Origin of the sequence: Billgrantia saliphila, assembly GCF_002930105.1 — a bacterium.
In the GTDB taxonomy this organism is placed as follows: Bacteria; Pseudomonadota; Gammaproteobacteria; order Pseudomonadales; family Halomonadaceae; genus Halomonas; species Halomonas saliphila.
The window spans coordinates 35,237-56,373 of the sequence record NZ_PJRN01000015.1 but is presented as its reverse complement, the minus strand read 5'-3'; the positions used below and the strand labels follow the sequence as shown (position 1 = coordinate 56,373).

Annotated in this window: 19 protein-coding genes; 11 read left to right on the top strand and 8 right to left on the bottom strand. The window is 64.4% G+C overall.

Annotation, left to right across the window (positions count from 1 at the left end; all coding sequences use genetic code 11):
- Window positions 1-7: 7 nt before the first annotated feature.
- Window positions 8-1,279, top strand: a complete 1,272-nt coding sequence (glcF, locus tag CYJ07_RS15985; protein WP_104204711.1) for a glycolate oxidase subunit GlcF — start codon at window positions 8-10, stop codon at window positions 1,277-1,279.
- A gap of 116 nt (window positions 1,280-1,395) precedes the next feature.
- Window positions 1,396-1,797 carry a GlcG/HbpS family heme-binding protein gene (locus CYJ07_RS15980; protein ID WP_104204710.1) on the top strand — a complete coding sequence of 134 codons (402 nt, stop codon included), beginning with the start codon at window positions 1,396-1,398 and terminating at the stop codon, window positions 1,795-1,797.
- 127 nt (window positions 1,798-1,924) lie between these two features.
- Here CYJ07_RS15980 and CYJ07_RS15975 read toward each other — a convergent pair whose 3' ends face one another.
- Window positions 1,925-3,565, bottom strand: a complete 1,641-nt coding sequence (locus CYJ07_RS15975) for a BCCT family transporter (protein WP_104204709.1) — start codon at window positions 3,563-3,565, stop codon at window positions 1,925-1,927.
- A 289-nt stretch (window positions 3,566-3,854) separates the two neighbouring features.
- Here CYJ07_RS15975 and CYJ07_RS15970 point away from each other — a divergent pair, with 289 nt between their 5' ends.
- The gene (locus CYJ07_RS15970; protein WP_104204708.1) at window positions 3,855-4,106 is read left to right on the top strand and encodes a hypothetical protein; all 252 of its coding nucleotides are present in this window, start codon (window positions 3,855-3,857) and stop codon (window positions 4,104-4,106) included.
- 56 nt (window positions 4,107-4,162) lie between these two features.
- On the opposite strand, the gene CYJ07_RS15965 is transcribed toward CYJ07_RS15970, so the two are convergent.
- Window positions 4,163-5,080: a choline sulfate utilization transcriptional regulator gene (locus tag CYJ07_RS15965; RefSeq protein WP_104204707.1), complete on the bottom strand. Its 918-nt coding sequence runs from the start codon at window positions 5,078-5,080 to the stop codon at window positions 4,163-4,165.
- Between the two features lie 137 nt (window positions 5,081-5,217).
- On the opposite strand from CYJ07_RS15965, the gene betC reads away from it, so the two are divergent.
- The 3 genes from betC to CYJ07_RS15950 all read left to right on the top strand — a co-directional run bounded on the left by betC (window position 5,218) and on the right by CYJ07_RS15950 (window position 9,420).
- The gene (gene betC, locus CYJ07_RS15960) at window positions 5,218-6,744 is read left to right on the top strand and encodes a choline-sulfatase (protein ID WP_104204706.1); all 1,527 of its coding nucleotides are present in this window, start codon (window positions 5,218-5,220) and stop codon (window positions 6,742-6,744) included.
- A 201-nt stretch (window positions 6,745-6,945) separates the two neighbouring features.
- Window positions 6,946-9,015: a choline BCCT transporter BetT gene (betT, locus tag CYJ07_RS15955; protein ID WP_231489662.1), complete on the top strand. Its 2,070-nt coding sequence runs from the start codon at window positions 6,946-6,948 to the stop codon at window positions 9,013-9,015.
- 138 nt (window positions 9,016-9,153) lie between these two features.
- Window positions 9,154-9,420 (top strand): DksA/TraR family C4-type zinc finger protein, encoded by a 267-nt coding sequence (locus tag CYJ07_RS15950; protein WP_104204705.1) that lies wholly within the window; start codon window positions 9,154-9,156, stop codon window positions 9,418-9,420.
- A gap of 28 nt (window positions 9,421-9,448) precedes the next feature.
- Here the strand turns inward: CYJ07_RS15950 and CYJ07_RS15945 are convergent, their stop codons facing one another.
- On the bottom strand, window positions 9,449-9,853 hold the full coding sequence (locus CYJ07_RS15945; protein ID WP_156085517.1) for a hypothetical protein: 405 nt from the start codon (window positions 9,851-9,853) through the stop codon (window positions 9,449-9,451).
- A 218-nt stretch (window positions 9,854-10,071) separates the two neighbouring features.
- Here CYJ07_RS15945 and CYJ07_RS15940 point away from each other — a divergent pair, with 218 nt between their 5' ends.
- The 3 genes from CYJ07_RS15940 (at window position 10,072) to CYJ07_RS15930 (ending at window position 12,825) form a co-directional block, all read left to right on the top strand.
- The gene (locus CYJ07_RS15940; RefSeq protein ID WP_104204703.1) at window positions 10,072-10,971 is read left to right on the top strand and encodes a DMT family transporter; all 900 of its coding nucleotides are present in this window, start codon (window positions 10,072-10,074) and stop codon (window positions 10,969-10,971) included.
- Entirely contained in the window at window positions 10,968-11,543 is a 576-nt protein-coding gene (locus CYJ07_RS15935) for a gamma-glutamylcyclotransferase (protein ID WP_104204702.1), read from the top strand. The genes CYJ07_RS15940 and CYJ07_RS15935 overlap by 4 nt, the downstream gene beginning before the upstream one ends.
- A 76-nt stretch (window positions 11,544-11,619) precedes the next feature.
- Complete coding sequence (locus CYJ07_RS15930; RefSeq protein WP_231489661.1) at window positions 11,620-12,825, top strand: GGDEF domain-containing protein; 1,206 nt, start codon at window positions 11,620-11,622, stop codon at window positions 12,823-12,825.
- A 90-nt stretch (window positions 12,826-12,915) separates the two neighbouring features.
- Here the strand turns inward: CYJ07_RS15930 and CYJ07_RS15925 are convergent, their stop codons facing one another.
- The 5 genes from CYJ07_RS15925 to CYJ07_RS15905 all read right to left on the bottom strand — a co-directional run bounded on the left by CYJ07_RS15925 (window position 12,916) and on the right by CYJ07_RS15905 (window position 18,532).
- The gene (locus tag CYJ07_RS15925) at window positions 12,916-13,686 is read right to left on the bottom strand and encodes a MauE/DoxX family redox-associated membrane protein (RefSeq protein WP_197038405.1); all 771 of its coding nucleotides are present in this window, start codon (window positions 13,684-13,686) and stop codon (window positions 12,916-12,918) included.
- 55 nt (window positions 13,687-13,741) lie between these two features.
- Window positions 13,742-14,593, bottom strand: coding sequence for a carbohydrate ABC transporter permease (locus CYJ07_RS15920; protein WP_104204700.1), 852 nt, complete (start codon window positions 14,591-14,593; stop codon window positions 13,742-13,744).
- Window positions 14,594-14,621: 28 nt separating this feature from the next.
- Window positions 14,622-15,509 (bottom strand): carbohydrate ABC transporter permease, encoded by an 888-nt coding sequence (locus tag CYJ07_RS15915; RefSeq protein WP_104204699.1) that lies wholly within the window; start codon window positions 15,507-15,509, stop codon window positions 14,622-14,624.
- Between the two features lie 456 nt (window positions 15,510-15,965).
- A complete protein-coding gene (locus CYJ07_RS15910; protein WP_231489660.1) occupies window positions 15,966-17,273 on the bottom strand; it encodes an ABC transporter substrate-binding protein in 1,308 nt (435 codons plus the stop codon).
- Window positions 17,270-18,532, bottom strand: a complete 1,263-nt coding sequence (locus tag CYJ07_RS15905) for an ABC transporter ATP-binding protein (protein WP_104204757.1) — start codon at window positions 18,530-18,532, stop codon at window positions 17,270-17,272. The genes CYJ07_RS15910 and CYJ07_RS15905 overlap by 4 nt, the downstream gene beginning before the upstream one ends.
- Window positions 18,533-18,739: 207 nt before the next feature.
- On the opposite strand from CYJ07_RS15905, the gene CYJ07_RS15900 reads away from it, so the two are divergent.
- Window positions 18,740-20,308 (top strand): bifunctional GNAT family N-acetyltransferase/carbon-nitrogen hydrolase family protein, encoded by a 1,569-nt coding sequence (locus CYJ07_RS15900; protein ID WP_104204698.1) that lies wholly within the window; start codon window positions 18,740-18,742, stop codon window positions 20,306-20,308.
- 4 nt (window positions 20,309-20,312) lie between these two features.
- Window positions 20,313-21,131, top strand: a complete 819-nt coding sequence (locus CYJ07_RS15895) for a M90 family metallopeptidase (protein WP_104204697.1) — start codon at window positions 20,313-20,315, stop codon at window positions 21,129-21,131.
- Window positions 21,132-21,137: the final 6 nt, after the last annotated feature.

Genomic DNA, 21,137 nt, shown 5'->3' with positions numbered 1-21,137 from the left:
TTCTAACATGCAGACGCACTTCACCGAGGAAGCCCTCAAGCAGCCGCACATCCAGGAGGCCGACCGCGTCCTGCGCAGCTGCGTGCACTGCGGCTTCTGCAACGCCACCTGCCCCACCTACCAGCTGCTGGGCGACGAGCGGGACGGCCCCCGCGGGCGCATCTACCTGATGAAGCAGATGCTGGAGAATCCGGATGACAACGAGAACGTCACCGCACAGACCCGCCTGCACCTGGACCGCTGCCTGACCTGCCGCAACTGCGAAACCACCTGCCCGTCGGGCGTGGAGTATCACAAGCTGCTCGACATCGGCCGCGCCGAGATCGAGCGCCGCGTGCCACGCAGCGCCGCCGACCGCGCCCAGCGCTACGCCCTGCGCAAGGCACTGGTTGAGCCCAAGCGCTTCCAGGCACTGCTCAAGCTGGGCCAGACCTTCCGCCCGCTGGTACCCGGCAAGCTCAAGGACAAGCTGCCGCCCGCGCCGGTGGATGCCGGTGCGCGCCCCGATTACAAACGTCACGAACGGCAGATGCTGATCCTCGAAGGCTGCGTGCAGCCGGGACTCTCGCCCAATACCAACGCCGCCACGGCGCGGGTGCTCGACCGCCTGGGCATCGGCCTCACACCGGTGGCCGAAGCCGGCTGCTGCGGCGCCATCGACTTCCACCTCAACGCCCAGGACGACGGCCGCGCCCGGGCGCGGGCCAACATCGACGCCTGGTGGCCGCACGTCGAGGCCGGGGCCGAGGCGATCGTGCAAACGGCCAGCGGCTGCGGCGCCTTCGTCAAGGAGTACGCCGAAATCCTCGCGGACGATCCGGCCTATACCGAGCAAGCGAAGCGTGTGAGCGAACTGGCCAAGGATCTGGTCGAGGTGCTACGCGACGAGGACCTGAAAGGGCTCGAGATCGACGCCGGCCGCCGGCTGGCTTTCCATTGCCCCTGCACCCTGCAGCACGCCCAGAGGCTCGGCGGCGCGGTGGAGGGTATGCTGGTCAAGCTCGGCTTCACCCTGACCCCGGTGGCCGATGCCCACCTCTGCTGTGGTTCGGCGGGCACCTACTCGATCACCCAGCCGGAGCTCGCCACGCAGCTGCGCGACAACAAGCTCAACAACCTGGAAGCCGGCAACCCCGAGACGATCGTCACCGCCAACATCGGTTGCCAGACCCATCTCAACGGCGCGGGGCGTACACCCGTAAGACACTGGATCGAGATCGTCGACGAGGCTTTGAAACCCGTCACGAGCAGCGAGGTTCGTGCTGCGAGCGGCCCGTAGCCCGTAGCCCGTAGCCCGTAGCCCGTAGCCCGTAGCCCGTAGCCCGTAGCCCGTAGCCCGTAGCCCGTAGCCCGTAGCCCGTAGCCCGTAGCCCAATACTAAACAAGGAGAGCTGCATGAAAACCAAGCCCGTACTCACCCTGACCGATGTAAATGCCATTCTCGATGCCGCCCAGCAGGAAGCCGAGGCCAACGGCTGGGCGGTGACCATCGCCGTGGCCGACGACGGCGGCCACCTGCTCGGCCTGCGCCGCCTCGATGGGGCGGCCCCGATGACGCCGGACGTCGCCACGCAGAAAGCGCGCAGCGCCGCACTCGGCCGCAAGGAGACTCAGGTCTTCGAAGAGATGATCAACGGCGGCCGCAACGCCTTCCTCTCGGCCCCCTTGCAGGGCCTGCTATCCGGGGGGGTACCGGTGCTGGTCGACAGCGAAGTCGCGGGTACCGTCGGGGTGTCGGGCGTCAAGCCCGACCAGGACGTGCAGATCGCCCGCGCCGGTATCGCCGCCCTCGGCTGATCTCCTCCGCCCTGCCGGGCAAGCGCCCTGCTGGTCAACCGCAGGGCGTATTGCGCTGACCGTATTCAGTCAGGGGAAGCCCCGACCGTTCTCCGCCAGTTCACGGCTCCGATGCAGCCAGCGACACTCAGGGCAGCTTACGGCGCAGCTCGCCGTTCAGCGCCTTGATGATGGAGTAGCACATCAACAGCATCACGATGGAGAACGGAATCGCCGTCGCCGTCACCCCGGCCTGCAGCGCCGCCAGGCCGCCGCCAAGAAGCAGCACGATGGCGACCAATCCCTCCACGGTTGCCCAGAACATCCGCTGCGGCCGGGGCGCGTCGATCTTGCCGCCGGCCGTGATGGTGTCGATCACCAGGGAACCGGAATCCGACGAGGTGACGAAGAATACCAGCGCCAGCACGATGCCGATGGACGACATCAAGCCGGTCAACGGCAGCTCATTAAGCATGCCGAACAGCGACAGTTCGGGATTGTAGTTATCGATCACGTAATCCTTGACCAGGCTGTTGTCGGGGTCGGCATAAAGCTGCTCGAGAGCGATGCCGCCGAAGACGCCCATCCAGATGAAGATGAACAGGCTGGGAATCAACAGCACGCAGATGACGAATTCACGAACCGTGCGCCCCCGCGACACCCGGGCGATGAACATGCCGACGAACGGTGCCCAACTGACCCACCAGGCCCAGTAGAAGATCGTCCATGCCTGCCGGTAGGCGTCATCTTCACGACCAAAGGGTGCCGACAGCGCGACGAACTCCTTCACGTAGGTCGCAAGCCCCGTCCAGAACCCGTTCAGCGCCACCAGGGTCGGGCCCGCGAACAGCACGAAAAAGAAGAACAGCACGGCCACGATCATGTTGATCTCGGAGAGCTTCTTCACGCCACCCTCGAGCCCGCGCCAGACCGATACCAGCGCCACCGCCGTCACCAAGAGGATGACGATAACCTGAGCGGTGGTACTGACCTCCAGGCCAAAGACGAAATTCATCCCCGCATTGGCCTGCTGTGCCCCGAGCCCGAGTGCCGTGGCCAGCCCGAACAGAGTGGAGAACACCGCCAGAATATCGATCACGTGCCCCCACCAGCCCCAGACGCGCTCGCCCAGGATCGGGAAAAACGTCGAACGAATGGAGAACGGCAACCCCTTGTTATAGGTAAAGAGGGCTAGCGCCAATGCCATGACCACATAGACGGCCCACCCATGAATGCCCCAATGGAGAAAGGTGCCGGCAAGGCCCAGAGCGCTAGCCTCCGGAATGGCCTCCGGGTTCAGTTCACCATCGGCCCCGAAAGGAGAAGGGATGCCCAGCGGCAAGGAGACGTTGGCATGATAGACCGGCTCCAGCACGCTGAAGAACAGCAACCCGATACCGATGCCAGCGGTGAACAGCATCGCAAACCAGGACAGGTAGCTGTGCTCCGGGCGGGCATCGGGTCCGCCCAGCCTGACCGAGCCATAGGGCAGGACGACGAGCGCGATACAGAACAGGATGAAGAAATCCACCAACAGCATGAAATACCAGTCCAGCGTCCCGGTAGCGAAGCCGACAATGGACTGAAAGACGCTCCCCGCCCGCTCCGGAAACAGCAGGGTCAGAACAATGAAAACCACTGAAGCGAGAGCCGATACGACGAAGACCCGGTTGTGTATATCGAAACCGATGGGCCCCAGCCGCCCTTCGATATTGTCCTGACCAACGGTGTAGTCCGTTTGCATGTCGCTAGTCGCGTAATGCGACTCCGGGTCAGTCGGGTCACTCATGAGCCACTCCCTCTTTTCTAATATAAATAATGACTTAGAATTCCAACCAGCTTATATGAGTCAAGCTGTACGTTCCACTGGCGCCCCGCCGGCTCACACCTGCCGGGACGCTGTCGTTTCGGTGTGAACCGCCAACGGCATCTATACTGTCAGCGCCAGACCGTTGCCCTGCGCGTCACTGCCCCTTCACGGCCGTGCAGACAATGGCGAGGCGCCTGAGACTAGTGCATTCATCAGGGCCGGCCCGGGAGAGCGCTGACGGGGCTGCGCCCCACGTGAGGAACCCACCATGATCAAGAAACTCTTTGCCGCATTGGTACTGATGGCCTTCATCGCGCCCGCCTGGGCGCATATGTGTCCATCATTGATGTCCGACGTCGACGAAGCGCTGGAGAACGAGGAGAAGGTTTCCCAACTCAGCGAGGACGAGCTTTCCCAAGTGCGCGACCTGCGCGAGCAGGGGGAGCAGCATCACAGCGACGGCAATCACGACCAGTCGGTAGAGGCCCTGAACAAGGCCAAGGAGATTCTCGGCGTCTAGTGTGTCCGTGCCGGGCGTACGTTCACTGCGCCCGGCATATCCTCCTGCCGGCTTTCTCACGTATCTTGCTCCGGTGTCGCGCATTCCATTACCCACTCCTGCAACACCCGCTTGGCTTCGCCGGAAGAGTCCGGTCGTGCATCGATCACTCCATAGCCCCGCGACGAACATAAGCGCAGGTCGTGCAGGCCGACCAGCATGCCGCTCTCCAGCATGTCGTCGACCAGGCCACGCCAGCCCATCCCGATGCCCTGCCCAGCGATCGCCGCCTGGATCAGCAGGGTGTAGTTGTTGAAGGTCAACTCCGACGATTCGGGATAGGCCATTCCACCCAGCTGTTCGAAGTAGCTCGGCCAGTCCAGCCATCGCTGGCCCTGGTCGGCGGTCAGCGTCAGTAGCGGTGCCCGGCTGAGTGCCTGGAGATCCGTGATCGGCCCGTGCTGCTGCAGGAATCCCGGGCTGCACACTGGAAAGACGTCTTCACGGAACAGCAGAGGAACGCCACCGGCGAGAATGCGCTCGTCGCAGAACACGATCGCTACGTCGACCTCTTGGGTGCGCCAGTCGAGCACGCCCTGATTGGTGACGATACGCACGTCGACATGCGGATAGCGCTCACGGAAACGCGGCAGCCGCGGCATCAGCCAGTAAGCGGCGAACGAGAAGTCGGTCAGGATGTTCACGTGCGGATGGCGATGCTTGTGCTGGAGCCGTTCGATGGTGCGATCGATGGTCGCGAAACCCTCCTGCACGCTGACAAACAATGCATGCCCCGCTTCGGTCAGCTTCACGCCCCGGTAGATGCGCTCGAAGAGCGGCAGGTCGAGCTGCTCTTCGAGGGCGCGAATCTGCTGGCTGACGGCCGACTGGGTCGAGCGCAGCTCACGTGCCGCGGCGGTGAAGCTCAGGTGCCTAGCGGCCGCCTCGAATACCCGCAGGCCGTTGGGCGACGCCGACTTAGCTATCCACGACATTAGATAAACTAATGCCTCCCATAAAAATTTAGCGAGTTTACAGGCCCTCAAATTAGCAGAGAGACTGTGAGGAGAGCTATCGCAGCTCGCCCGAATATGCAATCCCAGCGCCCAGCGACAAGCAAGAGAGAGGCCCCATGACCCGCAAGCAACCCAATATTCTATTCCTGATGGCCGATCAGATGACGGCGTCGGCGCTGCCCTTCTACGGCCACCCGCTGGTCAAGACGCCGCACCTGTCGCGCCTGGCCGCCGAAGGGGTGGTCTTCGATTCAGCCTACTGCAACAGCCCGCTTTGCGCGCCGTCACGCTTCACGCTGATGGCCGGCCAGCTGCCTTCGCGCATCGGTGGCTACGACAACGCCGCCGAGTTCGCCGCCGACATACCAACCTTCGCCCACTACCTGCGCGATGCCGGCTACTACACCGCCCTGTCGGGCAAGATGCACTTCTGCGGGCCGGACCAGTTGCACGGCTTCGAGGAGCGCCTGACCACCGATATCTACCCGGCCGACTACGGCTGGTTCGTCGATTGGGAGAATTTCGACACCCGGCCGAGCTACTACCACAACATGTCATCGGTGATTCAGGCCGGCCCCTGTGTCCGCTCCAACCAGATCGACTTTGACGACGAGGTCACCTTTCGCGCCAAGCGTTTCCTCTACGACTATGCGCGCAACGGCGAGCAGCGCCCCTTCTGCCTCACCGTGTCCCTGACCCACCCGCACGATCCCTATACCATCGCGCAGGAGTACTGGGACCGCTACGACCACGACGCCATCGACATGCCGCGCGTGCCCTACTCGCGCGAACTGATGGATCCGCACTCCAAGCGCCTGCGTCACGTCTATCAGCTCGACGAGGATACCGTCAGCGACGAGCAGATCCGCAACGCGCGCCATGCCTACTACGGGGCGCTCAGCTACGTCGACGACCAGATCGGCGCCGTGCTGAAGACTCTGGAAGAAGCCGGTCTCGACGAAGACACCATCATCGTATTCTCGGGCGACCACGGCGACATGCTCGGCGAGCGCGGGCTCTGGTACAAGATGAGCTGGTTCGAGGGTTCGGCTCGCGTACCGATGATCATCCACGCTCCCGACCGCTTCTCCCCGGGTCGGGTACGCGAGTCGGTGTCGACCATGGACCTGCTACCGACCTTTGCCGAGCTTGCCCATCACGGCGAGGCGCCGGAATACGCCGTGCCTATCGACGGTCGCAGCCTGTTGCCACACCTGACCGGCAATGGCGGCCATGACGAGGTGATCGGCGAATACCTCGGCGAAGGTGCCATCGCCCCGCTGCTGATGATCCGCCGCGGCCGCTACAAGTTCGTACACACCGCGCCCGACCCCGACCAGCTGTACGACCTCGAGGCCGACCCGCTGGAACTCAACAACCTGGCCGAGGACCCCGCCCATCTCGATCTGTGCAAGCAGTTCCGCGACGAAGTCGCCAGCCGCTGGGACTACGGGCGGATGCACGACGAGGTGATCGCCAGCCAGCGACGCCGCAAGCTGGTATCGCGGGCGCTCAAGCAGGGTAAGGTCACGGCCTGGGATCACCAGCCGATGTTCGATGCCAGCACCCAGTACATGCGCAACAACATCGACCTGGACGATCTCGAGCGGCGCGCGCGCTTCCCGGTGGTCTCGGGCGCATAGCCTGGATCGTGACGCCACTCGGCGATCACTCTGACGGTTTGCCGTTCGCTATTTCCCGCATGTGGCGAGCGGGACGCAACGCACCTGGCCCAGGCCAGGCAGGGCCGGCGCTCCGACAGCGCGCCGGCCCTGTCAAGAACGACAAGGAAAGTGCTCGACACCACGAAACCGATAGCAATAACAATACGAGAGGTTCTCCCCATGACACATCCATATCCCGCCCCCGAGTCGAGCAACCGGCTCAACTCGGCCGTCTTCCACGGCTCGGTGGCTGGTATCTTGATCTTTTTGATCTATGCCATCGCCTTCACCGATCACGCCACGGCATTCTTCAATGCCGGTCTGGACTGGATCGGCAATACCTTCGGCTGGTACTACATGCTGGCGGTCGTCGCCTACCTGGTCTTCGTGGTCATGATCGGCTTCTCGCGATTCGGCAAGATCCGCCTGGGTCCCGATCATTCGCGCCCGGAGTTCACGCTGCTGTCGTGGTCGGCCATGCTGTTCGCCGCCGGGCTTGGCGGTGCCATCCTGTTCTTCGTGGTTTCCGAACCGCTGACGCACTACCTGAATCCGCCACTCGGCGAAGGCGGCACTGCCGAGGCCCAGCGCGCGGCCATCGTGCAGACCTTCATGCACTGGGGCATTTCCGGCTGGGGGCTGTATGTGCTGATGGGCATGGCCCTGGCCTATTTCAGCTACCGCCACCGGCTACCGCTGGCGATTCGCTCGACGCTCTATCCGCTGCTGGGCAAGCGCATCTACGGCCCCATCGGCGATGCCGTGGACATAACGGCCGTGCTCGCTACTGTGTTCGGCATCGCTACCGCGCTGGGGATCGGCGTGATGCAGATGAATTACGGGCTGACCTACCTGTTCGGCATACCGGAGGGGCTACCCGCCCAGGTCATGCTGATCCTGCTGGTGGTGACCCTGGCCACCCTGTCGGTGGTGAGTGGCGTCAAGCGTGGCATCCGTCGGCTATCGGAACTCAACCTGTTACTGGTCGCCGGCCTCGTGCTGTTCGTGCTGCTCCAGGGCGATACGCTCAAGCTGCTCAATGCCCTGATCATGAATACCGGCGACTATCTGGTCGCGCTTGCCGGCAAAAGCTTCGACACCTATGCCTATGCGCCCGAGGCGCAAGGCTGGTTCAGCGGCTGGACGGTGTTCTTCTGGGGCTGGTGGATCGCCTGGGCGCCGTTCGTCGGTCTGTTCCTGGCCCGCATCTCCCGCGGACGCACCATCCGCGAATTCGTCGCCGGTGCCCTGTTCATCCCGTTGATCTTCGTGATGGTGATGATGTCCGTGTTCGGCAACAGCGGCATCGACATGGTCGATCAGGGCCTGGTGGTGCTCGGCGAGCAAGCCCTGAACCAACCGCCGGCCACCATCTACACCTTCCTCGAGCAGCTGCCCCTGGTCGGCGTCACCGCCACTGTCGTGTTGGTGCTGAGCATCGTCTTCTTCGTCACCTCGGCCGATTCGGGCGCCTTGGTGCTGTCCAATTTCACCTACGTGCTGCGCGACGTGAACCACGATGCCCCCGCCCGGCTGCGAATCTTCTGGTCCGCCATCATCGGCCTTATCACCCTGGCGCTATTGATGGCCGGCGGTCTGCGCACCCTGCAGAGCGCTGTGGTAATCACCGCCCTGCCATTTTCGGCCATCATCTTCCTGACCATGTTCGGCATGTACCGCTCTTTGAAGGTCGAGACCGGCAAGGCCGATGCCCGCCATCAGGTGACAGTCAACGGCGTGGCCAGCAGCGACTGGCGCGAGCGCCTCGACCGTACCCTGGACGCCACTACCCGGAATGGCGCCGAGGCCACGTTGCGCCACGCCATTCGCCCGGCACTCGTCGAGCTGGCCGAGGAGCTGACCCGACGAGGCCAGCATGCCACCGTCACCGAACAGCAGGTCGACGGCACTCAACTGCTCTTCCCTACCCTGCAGGTCGATTTCGACGGCGCCCCCAGCTTCATCTATGGCATCCAGCCCACACGACTGCAGCCTCCGAGTTTCCTGCCTGCGGATGACGACTATTACCTGCGCCTCGATGTTCATCTCGCCGAAGGCGGTCTGGGCCAGGATCTCAACGGCTACACGCGTCTCCAAGTCGTGCATGACGTACTCAACGAGTACCAGCGCCATCTACGCTTCCTGGCCCAGGCCAGCGAGGAGGGCACCCTGGCGACCATTCCGGGCCATGCCGTGGCGGGCAGTGTCGTGGAGGACAACGTCCTTCCCGAGGCCCAACCCGCACGTTGATTCTCGGCAGCGGCGCCGGTCCATTCACCAGGATGGCCCCACCTCGGTGGGGCCTCTTGCTGGCGCGTCCCGGTTTCGTCTCCCAAACTTGAGGAATCGGCGGGACAACCGGCGCCAGGGGCGCCGCAGGAGGGAATCATGGCGGGTGGCTGGTCGAGAGACGGGGCGGTGCAAGAGCAGATCGACAGCACCGTCGAGGATGCACTGCAGCGGGCGCGCAGCGAGTTGCCCCGGGGCGAGAGCCTGACGCACTGCGAGGAGTGCGGCGAACCGATTCCCCAGGCGCGTCGCGAGGCCATGCCCGGCGTGCGCTTGTGCGTCGCCTGCCAGAGCGAGCGCGACGAGCAGCGCACGGCCTACAGCGGCTACAACCGGCGTGGCAGCAAGGACAGCCAACTGCGCTGACCGTCCTGCCGACACGGCTGTCTCTCCATCATTCGTCCAGGGGACAGCGCATGAGCGACACCTGGGCATCGTCGCGGTCGAGCCAGGTCAGCGTCATCGCCTCATGATCTTCGAGCTGCAGACGAATCCGCTCGCTGCTCTCCGTCCCTTCACCCGAGCATTCGAGCTGCGCCGTCCACTCGTCCTCGGACTCCTGCGTCGCTTCCATCTCGCAGATGTTTTCGTACCCCTCGAAGCGCGATGGGGAGAGAATGATCGCTCGCTCTTCGCCGCCCCGCGCACACCAGGCCGGCTCGGCGGCCCAGCGTCCCACATACGCAACGGCATCCTGGAGCGCCGGCTCGTCATTCGGCGCCGCATCCGGCTCCTCGTTATCGCAGCCGGCCAGCACCAGAGCGGCACACAGCATCCATCCGTAGTGTCGTACTTCCATGGCGTCACCTCGGCACTTACATCGTGTCTGCCTGACAGAATCGTTCGGTCGCCTATCAGCATAGGCGTGAATCGCGCACCGGCAGGCTTCGCGGGCAAAAACCGCTTTCGCGGCTTCCGTTAGTCTCCTTATCGTTTGCAGCGCCGCAGCGGCTCGATATCATGTAGCCTTTGCAAGCCCCGATGCCAGCGGGGCTTCTTCGTGCTTATGAGGTCGCCATGTCGCTGCTCTACTTCTTGCCGCCCCTGGGAGCCGTGCTGATCTGGTCGGGCAACATGACCATCAACCAGCTCACCGTGGGAACGATCGCCCCCAGCAGCATCGCTTTCTTGCGCTGGGTACTGGCGTTGGCCGTGCTGACCCCTTTCGTACTGCCAGCCGCCTGGCGCCACCGCCAGACGCTACGCCGCGAATGGCCCAAGCTGGCCGTACTGGGGCTGCTCGGCATGGGGCTCTGGCAAGGGCTTGCCTACGTGGCCGCCGAGACCACCACGGCCACCAACATGGGCATTCTGGCGGCCATGGTGCCATTGCTGACGGTACTGCTCAGCGCCTTGATCCTGCGTGAGGCGCCCAGCCGCGGCGGCACGCTCGGCGGCCTACTCGCGCTGTTCGGGGTGCTGGTGCTGCTGGGACGGGGCGACCCGCTCGCGCTGCTGGATCTTCAGGTGGCCCTTGGCGATCTGCTGATGGTGGTGGCCGCTACCTGCTACGCGCTTTATGGCGTGATGCTCAAGCGCTGGCCGCTGGGCCTGCCGCCTTGGGTGGTGCTCTACGCCCAGGTGGTGTTCGCCGTGCTGTTCCTGCTACCCCCTTACCTGCTGGGGCCGATGACCCCGGTCGACGATCAAAACGTTTGGCTGATCCTCTACGCCGGCATCCCCGCCTCGATCGTGACGACCTTCCTGTGGATGCGCGCCATCCGCCAGATCGGCGCCAGTCAGGCCAGCATCTTCATTAACCTGATGCCGCTGTTCAGCGCCCTGATCGCCATGCTCTTCCTCGGTGAGCGCATCGCCCTGTTCCACCTGGTCGGCGGACTGCTGGTGCTCGCCGGCGTGATCATGGCCCAGACCCTGACCCAACCCCTGCTACGCAAGACACCGAGTCCGTCATGACCCACGACACCACGCACCTCAATCGCGAACGGATCTTCTTCGATCCCGACGAGACGATATGGCTGTTCGGCTATGGCTCGCTGATCTGGAAGGCCGAGTTCGACTACCACGAACGCCGCCCCGCCCATGTCGAAGGCTGGGCGCGGCGCTTCTGGCAGGGCTCGCACGATCATCGCGGCACGCCGGAGGCACCGGGACGCGTGGTCACGCTGGTCGAGTCACCTGATACCATCTGCCAGGGCATGGCCTATCGCATCGATGCCGAGATCCTGAAACAGTTGGATATTCGCGAGAAGAACGGCTACCTGCGCGAGCTCGCGACCCTGCACTTTCCGGACGGCAGCCACGCCGAGGGGTTGATCTACCTGGCCACCGAGGACAATGCCGCCTTTCTCGGCGACGCTCCGCTCGATGCCATGGCACACCAGATCGCTGCCGCTTGCGGCCCGAGCGGTCCCAACCGCGACTATCTTTTCAATCTGGCCGTGGCCCTGGAGAACCTGGGGGCCGATGATCCGCACGTCGCCGCGCTGGCCGAGCGAGTCGCAGTTCATTTAACTCAAGTTAAATGAACTAAAGTTTGTCGTCATGCGGTCGATAGTCCTCGGTAGAGTAGCGTGTAAAAGATGGCGCGAGGGGGCGAATGGCGTGAGCGACACCCTGCTGAAAGCCGTGGAATCCGACCTCGCCAGACGCCGGTACGGTTTGCGTTTCAGCCCGATCGTCGAGGCTCGCTTCGAATCCGATACCTCGGAGCTCCGCAGCCGCCACTTGTATCTGGCCGGCATCGTGGCCCTCGTCATCTACGATCTCTATTTGATCAACGACTACGCCTTCCGACCTGAGTCGCTGCAGATGGCGGCCTGGATTCGCTTCGGCATGATGACCCCCTTCGGCATCACCGCGCTCTACTTCGTAAGGCGCGGGCTGTCACCGGCCATGCGCGAAGCGGTCATGACCAGCACCATCGTGGTGGGAATGTTGCTGTCGAACCTCATCTTCTTCCTGTCGAAGTCGACCTATTCGTTCCTCGATACCTTCTCGTTCGGTCTGATCCTGGTGATGGGCAACATCGTCTTCACGCTGCGCTTCTTTCACGCCGTGGCTTCGTCATTGATCAGCGGCATCATCATGACGCTGTTCGTCTACCATTACGCGCCCATGGAAGCCGAGATAAAGCTCTATGCCTTTGTCGTGTTCATTTCCAGCGCCGTCTTCACGCTGTTGGCCAATTACCGCATGGAAGTCAGTGAGCGGCAGTCCTACCTGCTGTTGTTACGTGAACAACTCAGGAACAGTGCCGCCCTGAAGGACAACCAGGCCCTGGCCAAGATATCGATCACCGACCCCTTGACCGGCGTCGCCAACCGACGCCATTTCGATGCCGTGCTCGAGCATCGCTGGCAGGAGGCACTCACCGAGAACACCATGCTGGGCATGCTGGTCATCGATATCGACCGCTTCAAGAACTACAACGACCATTATGGTCACCTGCAGGGCGACGCCTGCCTGCGTCAGGTTGCCCTGGAGATGCAGAACTATGTCCGTCAGGAAGTCGATCTGGTGGTGCGCTATGGCGGTGAAGAGTTCGTCGTGTTGCTGCCTAACACGTCGGCCGCTTCGGCCCTGCACGCCGCCGAGCGCATCCGACGCGGCATCGAGGCGCTCGCCATTCCCCAGGCAGGCTCGGGCGTGATTACCGTGAGCATCGGGGCGGCCGCCCTGCGTCCCCACGTGACCTTGGCTCCCGCCATGCTGCTGACGCTCGCCGACGCGGCGCTCTACCAGGCCAAGCGGGAAGGGCGCAACCGCAGCGTGTTGGCCCCGTTGCGAGATGACCCGCTAACTGTTTAGGACCGAGGTTCGTGCTCCGTCCCGTGACGACTTCGCCGGGTCATGGCGTGGACATAGCGTTCCGTCACGCGGCGGAAGGTGGCGGCACGGTCATGACAAGAGATACATGCGCAACGGCATCCAGATGCCCATGCCAACCATGATCAGGTTCTCGGTCAGCGAGACGAAACCCAGCGGCACATTACTGTCCCCGCCCACGCAGGCACACTTGAGTTCCCGTTTGTCGATATAGACCGCCTTGAACACCGAGACAGCGCCCACCGTGCCGATGAACAGCGCCACGGGTGCGGCCAGCCAGACCAGGGCGCCCGCCAGCATCAGGATGCCCGCCAGAGTCTCGGCGTAGGGATAGACGTAGCCATAGCGCACCTGACGCTGGGCCAGCAGATCGTAATTGAGGAACATGGTACTGAAGCTCTCCACGTCCTTGAGCTTCTGCAACCCCAGCAGCGCCATCGCGATGGCCACGAAGTACTCCGGCATCCGCGGGCTCAGCAAGGAACCGGTCGCGGTCCAGCTCACGGCGAACCCCATCAGCAGCGCCGTGGCAAACAGGGCGATCACCGGCTGGTAGGTGGTCTCATCCTCGCCCGGCGAATCTAGCCCGAAATACTCGCGCAACTCGTCGTAACCGCCGATACGCCGGCCATCGATGAAGGCCTGGGGCGTCGTCTCCACCCCATGTTCATTCATGAAGGCTTCCGTCTCCTGCCGCGTGGTCAAATGATGATCCTCGACATCGAACCCCTTGCGCTCCAGCAGATCCTTGCTCTTCAAGCCGAAGGGGCATAGGTGTTCCTCCATGACCATGCGGTAGAGCTGGGCTGTCTTGCCACTCTCGGCTGTGCGTCCCTGACTCATGACACTCCTCCGTTGCTGATGGACTCATGCCGAGTGTAGTCATGGAGTGGCGCAATCAACGAATCCCCGCCCTGAGAAACGACTGCACGAACTGACGCTGGAACAGCAGAAAGGCGACCAGCAGCGGGGCGATGCTGAGCAGCGTGGCGGCACTTACCGTGGCCCAGTTGACGCCGGTTTCCGGCGCCGAGAAGATGCCGAGCCCCACGGTGAGCGGGCGGCTCTCCACCGAGTTGGTCACCACCAGCGGCCACAGGAAGTTGTTCCAGTGGTGGCTGATCGAGACCAGGCCGTAGGCCAGGTAGGTGGGCTTGGCCAGCGGCACGTAGACCTTGAGCAGGATCGCCATCCACCCGCAGCCTTCCACCCGCGCCGCATCCTCCAGCTCGCGCGGGATGGTCTTGAAGGTCTGGCGCAGCAGGAAGATGCCGAAGGCGCTAGCGACGTAGGGCAGCCCGATGCCGGTAATGGTGTCGACCAGCCCCAGCCCACTGGCGATGCGGTAGTTCTCGACGATCAGCACCTCGGGAAAGACGAACAGCTGGATCAGCACCAGCATGAACAGGAAATCCTTGCCGGGGATGGGAAAGCGGGCGAAGGCGAACCCCGCCAGGGTGCAGACCACGAACTGCGCCAGCACCACGCCGGTGACCAGCAGGAAGGTATTGACGTAATAGCGGGCAAACGGCGCCTGGGCCCAGGCATTGGCGAAGTTCTCCAGCGTCAGCGGGGCAAGCAGGTCGAAGCGCACCATATAGGCCGACGGATGGAAGGCGGCCCATATCGCATAGAGCAGCGGAAAGATCCAGACGATGGCCAGCAGCCAGGCGGCCGTGGTCTCGAGGCTCGGCACCCGGATCACGAACCGCTTGGCGGCAGCGGCAGAGAGACTGTGAGCCTGGTTCATGGTTTCGTGCCCTTGTTGACTCGTGTCTTCATTGATAGTGCGTCCTGCGGTCGAGCACGGTGAACTTGAGCGTGGCCACTACCGCCAGCACCAGCAGGATCACCACGGTGATGGTGGCGGCGTAGGTGCGGTCGAAGAACGAGAAGGCATTCTCGTAGACGTAGTAGAGCAGCAGATTGGTGGCGTTGTTGGGCCCACCCTTGGTCAGGATGAAGAGATGATCGACCACGCGTACCGAATTGATCAACGCATTGATCAGCACGAACAGCGTGGTCGGCATCAGCAACGGGAACGTCACCCGCCAGAAGAAACTCCAGCGGCTAGTGCCTTCCAGATCCGAGGCCTCCTTCAGCTCCGGCGGGATGCTCTGCAGCGCCGCCAGGTAGAAGATCATGAAGAAGCCCGCCTCCTTCCACACGGTCATCATTATCACCGAGCCGAGCGCCACCCCGGGGTCGCCCAGCCAGTTGACTCCCGAGAGCCCCAGCGCACCGAGCAGCTTGTTGAACAGGCCGATCTGCGGAGCGTAGAAGAACATCCACACGTTGGCCGCGGCGATCATCGGCAGGATCGTGGGGGTGAAGTAGGCCATGCGCACGAAGCCGCGCCCCGGCAGGCGGGCGTTGACAAACAGCGCCATCCCCAGCGCCAGGGCGATGGAGGTGGGGATGGTGCCCAGCGCGTAGAGCAGGTTGTTGCGCGCCACCTTCCAGAAGGTGGCATCCCCGATCAGCACGGCATAGTTCTCGAACCCGACGAACGCCGGCGGCTCGCCGCGAAAACCGGGCAGGAACAGGCTGTTTATCAGCGTCGCCACGGTGGGCAGGTAGGCGAAGGTGCCGAGCAGCACCGCCGCCGGCAGCAGTAGCAGCGCGCCGTAGATTTGTATGCGCCGGTCGGCGTTGTGTATCAGCATATCCTTACCCGTAGCGGGGCTGTTCCGGTGGCAAGGCCTACGAGGAGGCGCTGTGAATCCCTCCCTGGACGCAACATTTGCCTGCGGCGCTCACGCATCCTGCTCCGCTTGCAGGGCCGGTGCTGGCCATCCATGGCCAGCCCGTTCGGAGCAGTGCTCCTCACCCCTGGCAAATGACCTCCTCTTCTGCCTTGCCCCGGCGCCCCACGGCCTCTATTTGTTGGGTCCACGAAAGGAAGCGCTGCACAAATAGGCGAGCGAGATGAAGCGCAAGACGCAAGGAGCACGGAACCGAGCGAAGCGACAAACAGCCGTAGGCTGGCCCCGAAGGGGCGAGAAGCCGAAGGCTGCGAGTCAACCCGAGCCTATGGGGTATAGGTGAGGATTCCGACGGTCCGACGCTTCGGCACCGCGCAACGCAGCGATTCGCTCGCGTAGCCATTTGTCAGCGTTTCCTCAGCGGGAGCGTGCGTAGCGACGCAGCGCCGCATCGGCCTCCGCCTGGGCCTGCTTGAGCGCCTCCTCCGGGCTCATCTGGCCGGTCAATGCCGCCTGCACGGCATTGTCCAGCGCGCGGCGCACACGCCCGCCCTGGTAGGTGGCCAGCTCCGCGGTGGCGTGCTCGAGCTGGTCGCGGGCCACGGCCGCCGGCGGGAACTCCTCGACATAGTCACGCAGCGCCTCGGTCTCGTAGGCGGCGGGGCTCACGCCCATGTAGCCGGTCTCGATCGACCAGGCAGCGGCACGCTCGGGAGCGGTCATCCAGCGAATGAAGGTCATGGCAGCACGCTGCTCCTCCTCGCTGCTTTCCTTGAAGAGGTAGAAGTTGCCGCCGCCGGTGGGGCTGCCGCGCTGCTCCTTCATCGGCAGCATGGCCACGCCGAAGTCGAAGGAGGCCTCGTTGCGCACCGCGGTGAGGTTACCGGTGCTGTGCCACATCATGGCGGTGGACTGCTCGAGGAAGTTCTGGCGCAGCGTGCCCCACTCGATGGTGCCGTCGGGCATCGCCTCGTGCTCCTGGGCCAGCGCCACCCAGTACTCCAGCGCCTCGATGGCGGCGGGGTCGTCGAAGTAGACCTCGGTGCCCTCCTCGTTCATCAGGCGGTGGCCGTTCTGGAAGGCGAAGGCCTGGAACATCCAGTAGGGGTAGCCGGTAGAGGGCACCATCACGCCCCACTGCTCGCCCCCGCTGGCCTCGCGTATCGCGGCCCCCATCTCGGCCATCTCCTCCCAGGTTTCGGGCGGCGTCTCCGGGTCGAGCCCGGCGGCCTCGAAGGCGTCCTTGTTCCAGTAGAGCACGATGGTCGAGCGCTGGAAGGGGATGCCGTAGGTCTGGCCGTCGATCTGGCCGTTCTCCATCAGCCCCGGGTAGAAGCTGTCGAGCCACTCGCGCTCCTCGTCGGTCTCGACCACCTCGTCGAAAGCGAGGATGGCGTCCTGCTCGAGCAGATCGAACAGGTCGATGGAGAACAGCACGGAGAGCTGAGGCGCGTCGTCGGCCTCGATGGCCGACATGGCCCGCACCCGGGTGTCGTCGTAGTTGCCGGCGTAGATGGCGTTCACCGAAATGTCCGGATGCTCGCTCTCGAACTCCTCCACCAGGCCGTCGATCACGTCGGTCAGGGCCCCTCCCACCGCCACGGGATAGTACATGGTCAGCTCGGTCTGCGCCTGGGCCGACAGCGAGCCGGCGGCAAGCAGTCCCGCGGCCGCCAGCCCGCTCATCTTGAGCTTGCTCGTCTTGGAAGAGAGTCGCGCGTTCATCGGTTCACTCCTGGAGAGTCGTTACCCACGTGGCTGGAAGAGGCCGGAGCCCCATTGGCTTGAATGGCGGAAGCCGGCCCCGGGGGAGCTGGCGCGAAGCGACGCCGACCGGGCGGTGCACCGAGGTCGTGGCCGACGATCGGCAGGCGCTGGCCCTCCGGGTCGGCGGAGAAGAAGTGCGCGGCGCCGCGCGCCCACTGCAGGCGACACGCCTGACCCGGCTCGAGCCGGGGGCGCCCGTCGAGCCGCGCCCGCAGCTCCTGTCGGCCGACCCGGAGCCGCACGATGCTGTCGGCACCGAGGTACTCGGCATCGAGCATCTCGGCCGGCACGCCCGGCGCATCGGCCGGCAGCAGATGAATGTCCTCGGGCCGCACCCCGAGCCAGTGACCCTTGGCCTCGTGGGGCGCCACGCTGCAGTGCGGTTCGCCGTCGATCACCGCACCGTCGGCGGCGGCGGACAGTGCCACCAGGTTCATCGCCGGACTGCCGATGAAGCTGGCTGCGAAGGCGCTAGCCGGTCGCTCGTAGAGTTCGCTCGGGGTCCCGTCCTGGACGATGCGACCGTCCTGCATCAGGATCACCCGGTCGCCCATGCTCATCGCCTCGACCTGATCGTGGGTGACGTAGATCACGGTCATGTCGAGGCGCCGCTGCAGCGCCTTGATCTCGCGTCGCATCTCGCCGCGCAGCCGCGCGTCGAGGTTGGAGAGCGGCTCGTCCATCAGACAGATGGGGTGCTCGGAGACGATCGCCCGGGCCAGAGCGACCCGCTGGCGCTGGCCGCCCGATAGCTGGGCCGGCTTGCGTTCGAGATAAGCGGTGAGATCGACCAGCTCCGCGACCCGGGCCAGTCGCTCGCTGCGCTCCGCCTGGGGCACCCTGCGGCTGCGCAGGCCGAAGACGATATTGTCGGCCACGCTCAGGTGAGGGAACAGCGCATAGGACTGGAACACCATGCTGATGCCCCGGTCGCCGGGCGGCAGGTACGTGACATCACGCTCGCCGATGTGGATGCGCCCCGCACTGGCCCGCTCGAGCCCGGCGATCATGCGCAGCGTGGTCGACTTGCCGCAGCCCGAAGGGCCGAGCAGGATGACGAATTCGCCAGGCGACACGTCGAAACTGATGCCGTCTACCGCCGCGGCCGCACCCCAACGCTTGCTGACGCCATCCAGCCGGATGCGCTGTCGCGTGTCGGAATCGGCGTGCGGCGTGTCGAGCGGATTGCTGTCCGGATTGTTGTTGTCTGTATTCATGCTGCGTCCGCGTTGCCCGTCAAGGCGTGGCATGGCTGTCATCGACTCTCCCCGAAACTCAGCGTAGCCGCTTCTGCGTCGTTTTGCGGCCATGGTGAAGCGTTTCGGTGACAGAGCGGTGACACGAGGCTACCGTCCGGCTACGGTCGGGCCGGCGCACGCGCCATGGTAGAATGCGCCTTCCACCCTGAGCAGGAACCCAGCGCAATGTCCCTAGACGACCTGCACCTCAACCTGCGCAACCTGACGCAGGACGACTACCCTCAGCTGAAGGCGCTGATGGACGCCGTCTACGACGACATCGGCGGTGCCTGGCCCCAGCACACCATCGACCGGCTGATCCAGGAGTTTCCCGATGGCCAGATCGCCATCGAGGACGACGGCAAGCTGGTGGGCGTGGCGCTGACCGTGCGGGTCGACTACGACGAGTTCTCCAACCCGCACAAGTACGATGACCTGGTCGGCAATCGCGACATCATCCTCAACGATCCCGAAGGCGACGCCATGTACGGGCTGGACGTGCTGATCCACCCTGACTACCGCGGCTACCGCCTGGGCCGGCGTCTCTACGAGGCGCGCAAGGAGCTGTGCCGTTCGATGAACTTGCGGGCGATCCTCGCCGGCGGGCGCATCCCCAACTACCACGAGCACCCGGATCTCAGCCCCGCCGAATACATCGACCGGGTGGCCCGCAAGGAGATCCACGACCCGATCCTCTCCTTCCAGCTCGCCAATGACTTCCAGGTCAAGCGCCTGCTGCGCAAATACCTGCCCGAAGACGAAAAGTCGCAGGGCTTCGCCACCCTGCTGGAGTGGAACAACATCCTCTTCGAGCCCGCCGAGCGCGTGCTCGAGAATCGTCCCACCCAGGTGCGGGTCGGCGCCGTCCAGTGGCAGATGCGCGAGTGCGCCTCGATGGAATCGGTGCTGCAGCAGGTGGAGTACTTCGTCGACGCCATCTCCAGTTACCAGAGCGACTTCGCCGTCTTCCCGGAGCTGTTCAACGCGCCGCTGATGGGATTGCAGGATCGCGCCACGCAGCAGGACCAGCTCGCCGCCATACGTTACCTGGCCGGCTTCACCGAGCTGTTCAAGACCGAGATGTCGCGCATGGCGGTGTCATACAACATCAACATCATCGCCGGCTCCATGATCGAGGTGGGCGAGGAGGACCGGCTCTACAACGTCAGCTACCTGTGCCACCGCGACGGACATGTCGAAAAACAGTCGAAGCTGCACATCACCCCCCAGGAGCGCCGCGAGTGGGTGATCGAGGGCGGCGACGAGCTGCGCGTATTCGACACCGACGCCGGGCGCATCGGCATCCTGATCTGCTACGACGTCGAATTCCCCGAGCTCGGCCGGCTGCTCGCCGACCAGGACATGGATATCCTCTTCGTGCCGTTCTGGACCGACACCAAGAACGGCTACCTGCGGGTTCGCCACTGCTCCCAGGCGCGGGCGATCGAGAACGAATGCTACGTGGTGCTGTGCGGCAGCGTGGGCAACGTGCCCTCGATCCGCAACCTGGACATCCAGTACGCCCAGTCGGCGGTGTTCTCGCCCTCGGACTTCGCCTTCCCCCACGACGCGGTGCTCGCCGAGACCACGCCCAACACCGAAATGGTGATCTTCTCCGACCTCGACCTGACCCGACTCACCGTGGTGCGCGCCGAGGGCTCGGTGACCAACCTCAAGGACCGACGCAAGGATCTGTTCGATCTACGCTGGCGCGATTGGTCGTGGAAGTCCGGCGCCAAGCAGGAAGAGACCTGAGGCCATGTTCGATCGCCTGCGCCGCTGGCGGGCCGAGCGCTTCGAGGCCCGTCACCCGTTTCCCGCCGAGGCCTGGGCCGAGGCCCGCGCGCGCCTGCCGCTGCTGCAGTGGCTCGACGACGACGAGGCCGAACGGCTGGGGCGGCGCGCCTGGCGCTTCCTGCATGCCAAGCGCCTGAGCCTGCATCCCGACCTCGCCGCGAACACGCCGTTCGACGAGCCGGCCCGACTGGCCCTGGCGGGCCAGGCCTGCCTGCTGACACTGGGCTGGTCGGAGGACGAGCACCTCGAAGCCTTCAGTGGTTTCCACGAGGTACTGATCCTGCCCGACGCCTTCCAGAGGCAGGTCGAGGAGATGGACGAGTACGGCGTGATTCACGCTTACGTCGACGAGCGTGCCGGCGAGACCTCGCATCAGGGACCGGTGGTGGTGGCCTTCCCCGACCTGATGGAGAGCGGCGACTTCTGCGGCTTCAACGTGGTGATCCACGAGCTCGCCCACAAGCTCGACATGGGCAACTCGCTGGACGTCGACGGCTTCCCGCCGCTGCCGCGAGACATCGACCCGAAGGCCTGGCATCGCGTATTCACCGCCGTGTGGGACGATCTCCAGGCGCACCTCGCTCGCGGCGAGACACCGCCCATCGACGACTACGCCGCCACCCATCCCGGGGAATGCTTCGCCGTCTGCTGCGAGTACTTCTTCACCGCCCCCGATGAGCTCTGCGGCGCCTACCCCGCACTCTATGCCCTACTCGAGCGCTACTTCCGCCAGGCAACGCTTGACCGCCTGCCCCTGACCGGCCAACCCGACGAAGCGTAGCGCCGC

Coding starts and splice junctions, on each gene's coding strand:
- CYJ07_RS15905 (WP_104204757.1), bottom strand. CDS start 18,532: ATGAATACAGACAACAACAATCCGGACAGCAATCCGCTCGACACGCCG.
- CYJ07_RS15965 (WP_104204707.1), bottom strand. CDS start 5,080: ATGTCGTGGATAGCTAAGTCGGCGTCGCCCAACGGCCTGCGGGTATTC.
- CYJ07_RS15970 (WP_104204708.1), top strand. CDS start 3,855: ATGATCAAGAAACTCTTTGCCGCATTGGTACTGATGGCCTTCATCGCG.
- betC (WP_104204706.1), top strand. CDS start 5,218: ATGACCCGCAAGCAACCCAATATTCTATTCCTGATGGCCGATCAGATG.
- CYJ07_RS15950 (WP_104204705.1), top strand. CDS start 9,154: ATGGCGGGTGGCTGGTCGAGAGACGGGGCGGTGCAAGAGCAGATCGAC.
- CYJ07_RS15915 (WP_104204699.1), bottom strand. CDS start 15,509: ATGCTGATACACAACGCCGACCGGCGCATACAAATCTACGGCGCGCTG.
- CYJ07_RS15895 (WP_104204697.1), top strand. CDS start 20,313: ATGTTCGATCGCCTGCGCCGCTGGCGGGCCGAGCGCTTCGAGGCCCGT.
- CYJ07_RS15910 (WP_231489660.1), bottom strand. CDS start 17,273: ATGAACGCGCGACTCTCTTCCAAGACGAGCAAGCTCAAGATGAGCGGG.
- CYJ07_RS15925 (WP_197038405.1), bottom strand. CDS start 13,686: ATGAGTCAGGGACGCACAGCCGAGAGTGGCAAGACAGCCCAGCTCTAC.
- CYJ07_RS15975 (WP_104204709.1), bottom strand. CDS start 3,565: ATGAGTGACCCGACTGACCCGGAGTCGCATTACGCGACTAGCGACATG.
- CYJ07_RS15920 (WP_104204700.1), bottom strand. CDS start 14,593: ATGAACCAGGCTCACAGTCTCTCTGCCGCTGCCGCCAAGCGGTTCGTG.
- CYJ07_RS15945 (WP_156085517.1), bottom strand. CDS start 9,853: ATGGAAGTACGACACTACGGATGGATGCTGTGTGCCGCTCTGGTGCTG.
- CYJ07_RS15940 (WP_104204703.1), top strand. CDS start 10,072: ATGTCGCTGCTCTACTTCTTGCCGCCCCTGGGAGCCGTGCTGATCTGG.
- CYJ07_RS15900 (WP_104204698.1), top strand. CDS start 18,740: ATGTCCCTAGACGACCTGCACCTCAACCTGCGCAACCTGACGCAGGAC.
- CYJ07_RS15980 (WP_104204710.1), top strand. CDS start 1,396: ATGAAAACCAAGCCCGTACTCACCCTGACCGATGTAAATGCCATTCTC.
- glcF (WP_104204711.1), top strand. CDS start 8: ATGCAGACGCACTTCACCGAGGAAGCCCTCAAGCAGCCGCACATCCAG.
- CYJ07_RS15935 (WP_104204702.1), top strand. CDS start 10,968: ATGACCCACGACACCACGCACCTCAATCGCGAACGGATCTTCTTCGAT.
- betT (WP_231489662.1), top strand. CDS start 6,946: ATGACACATCCATATCCCGCCCCCGAGTCGAGCAACCGGCTCAACTCG.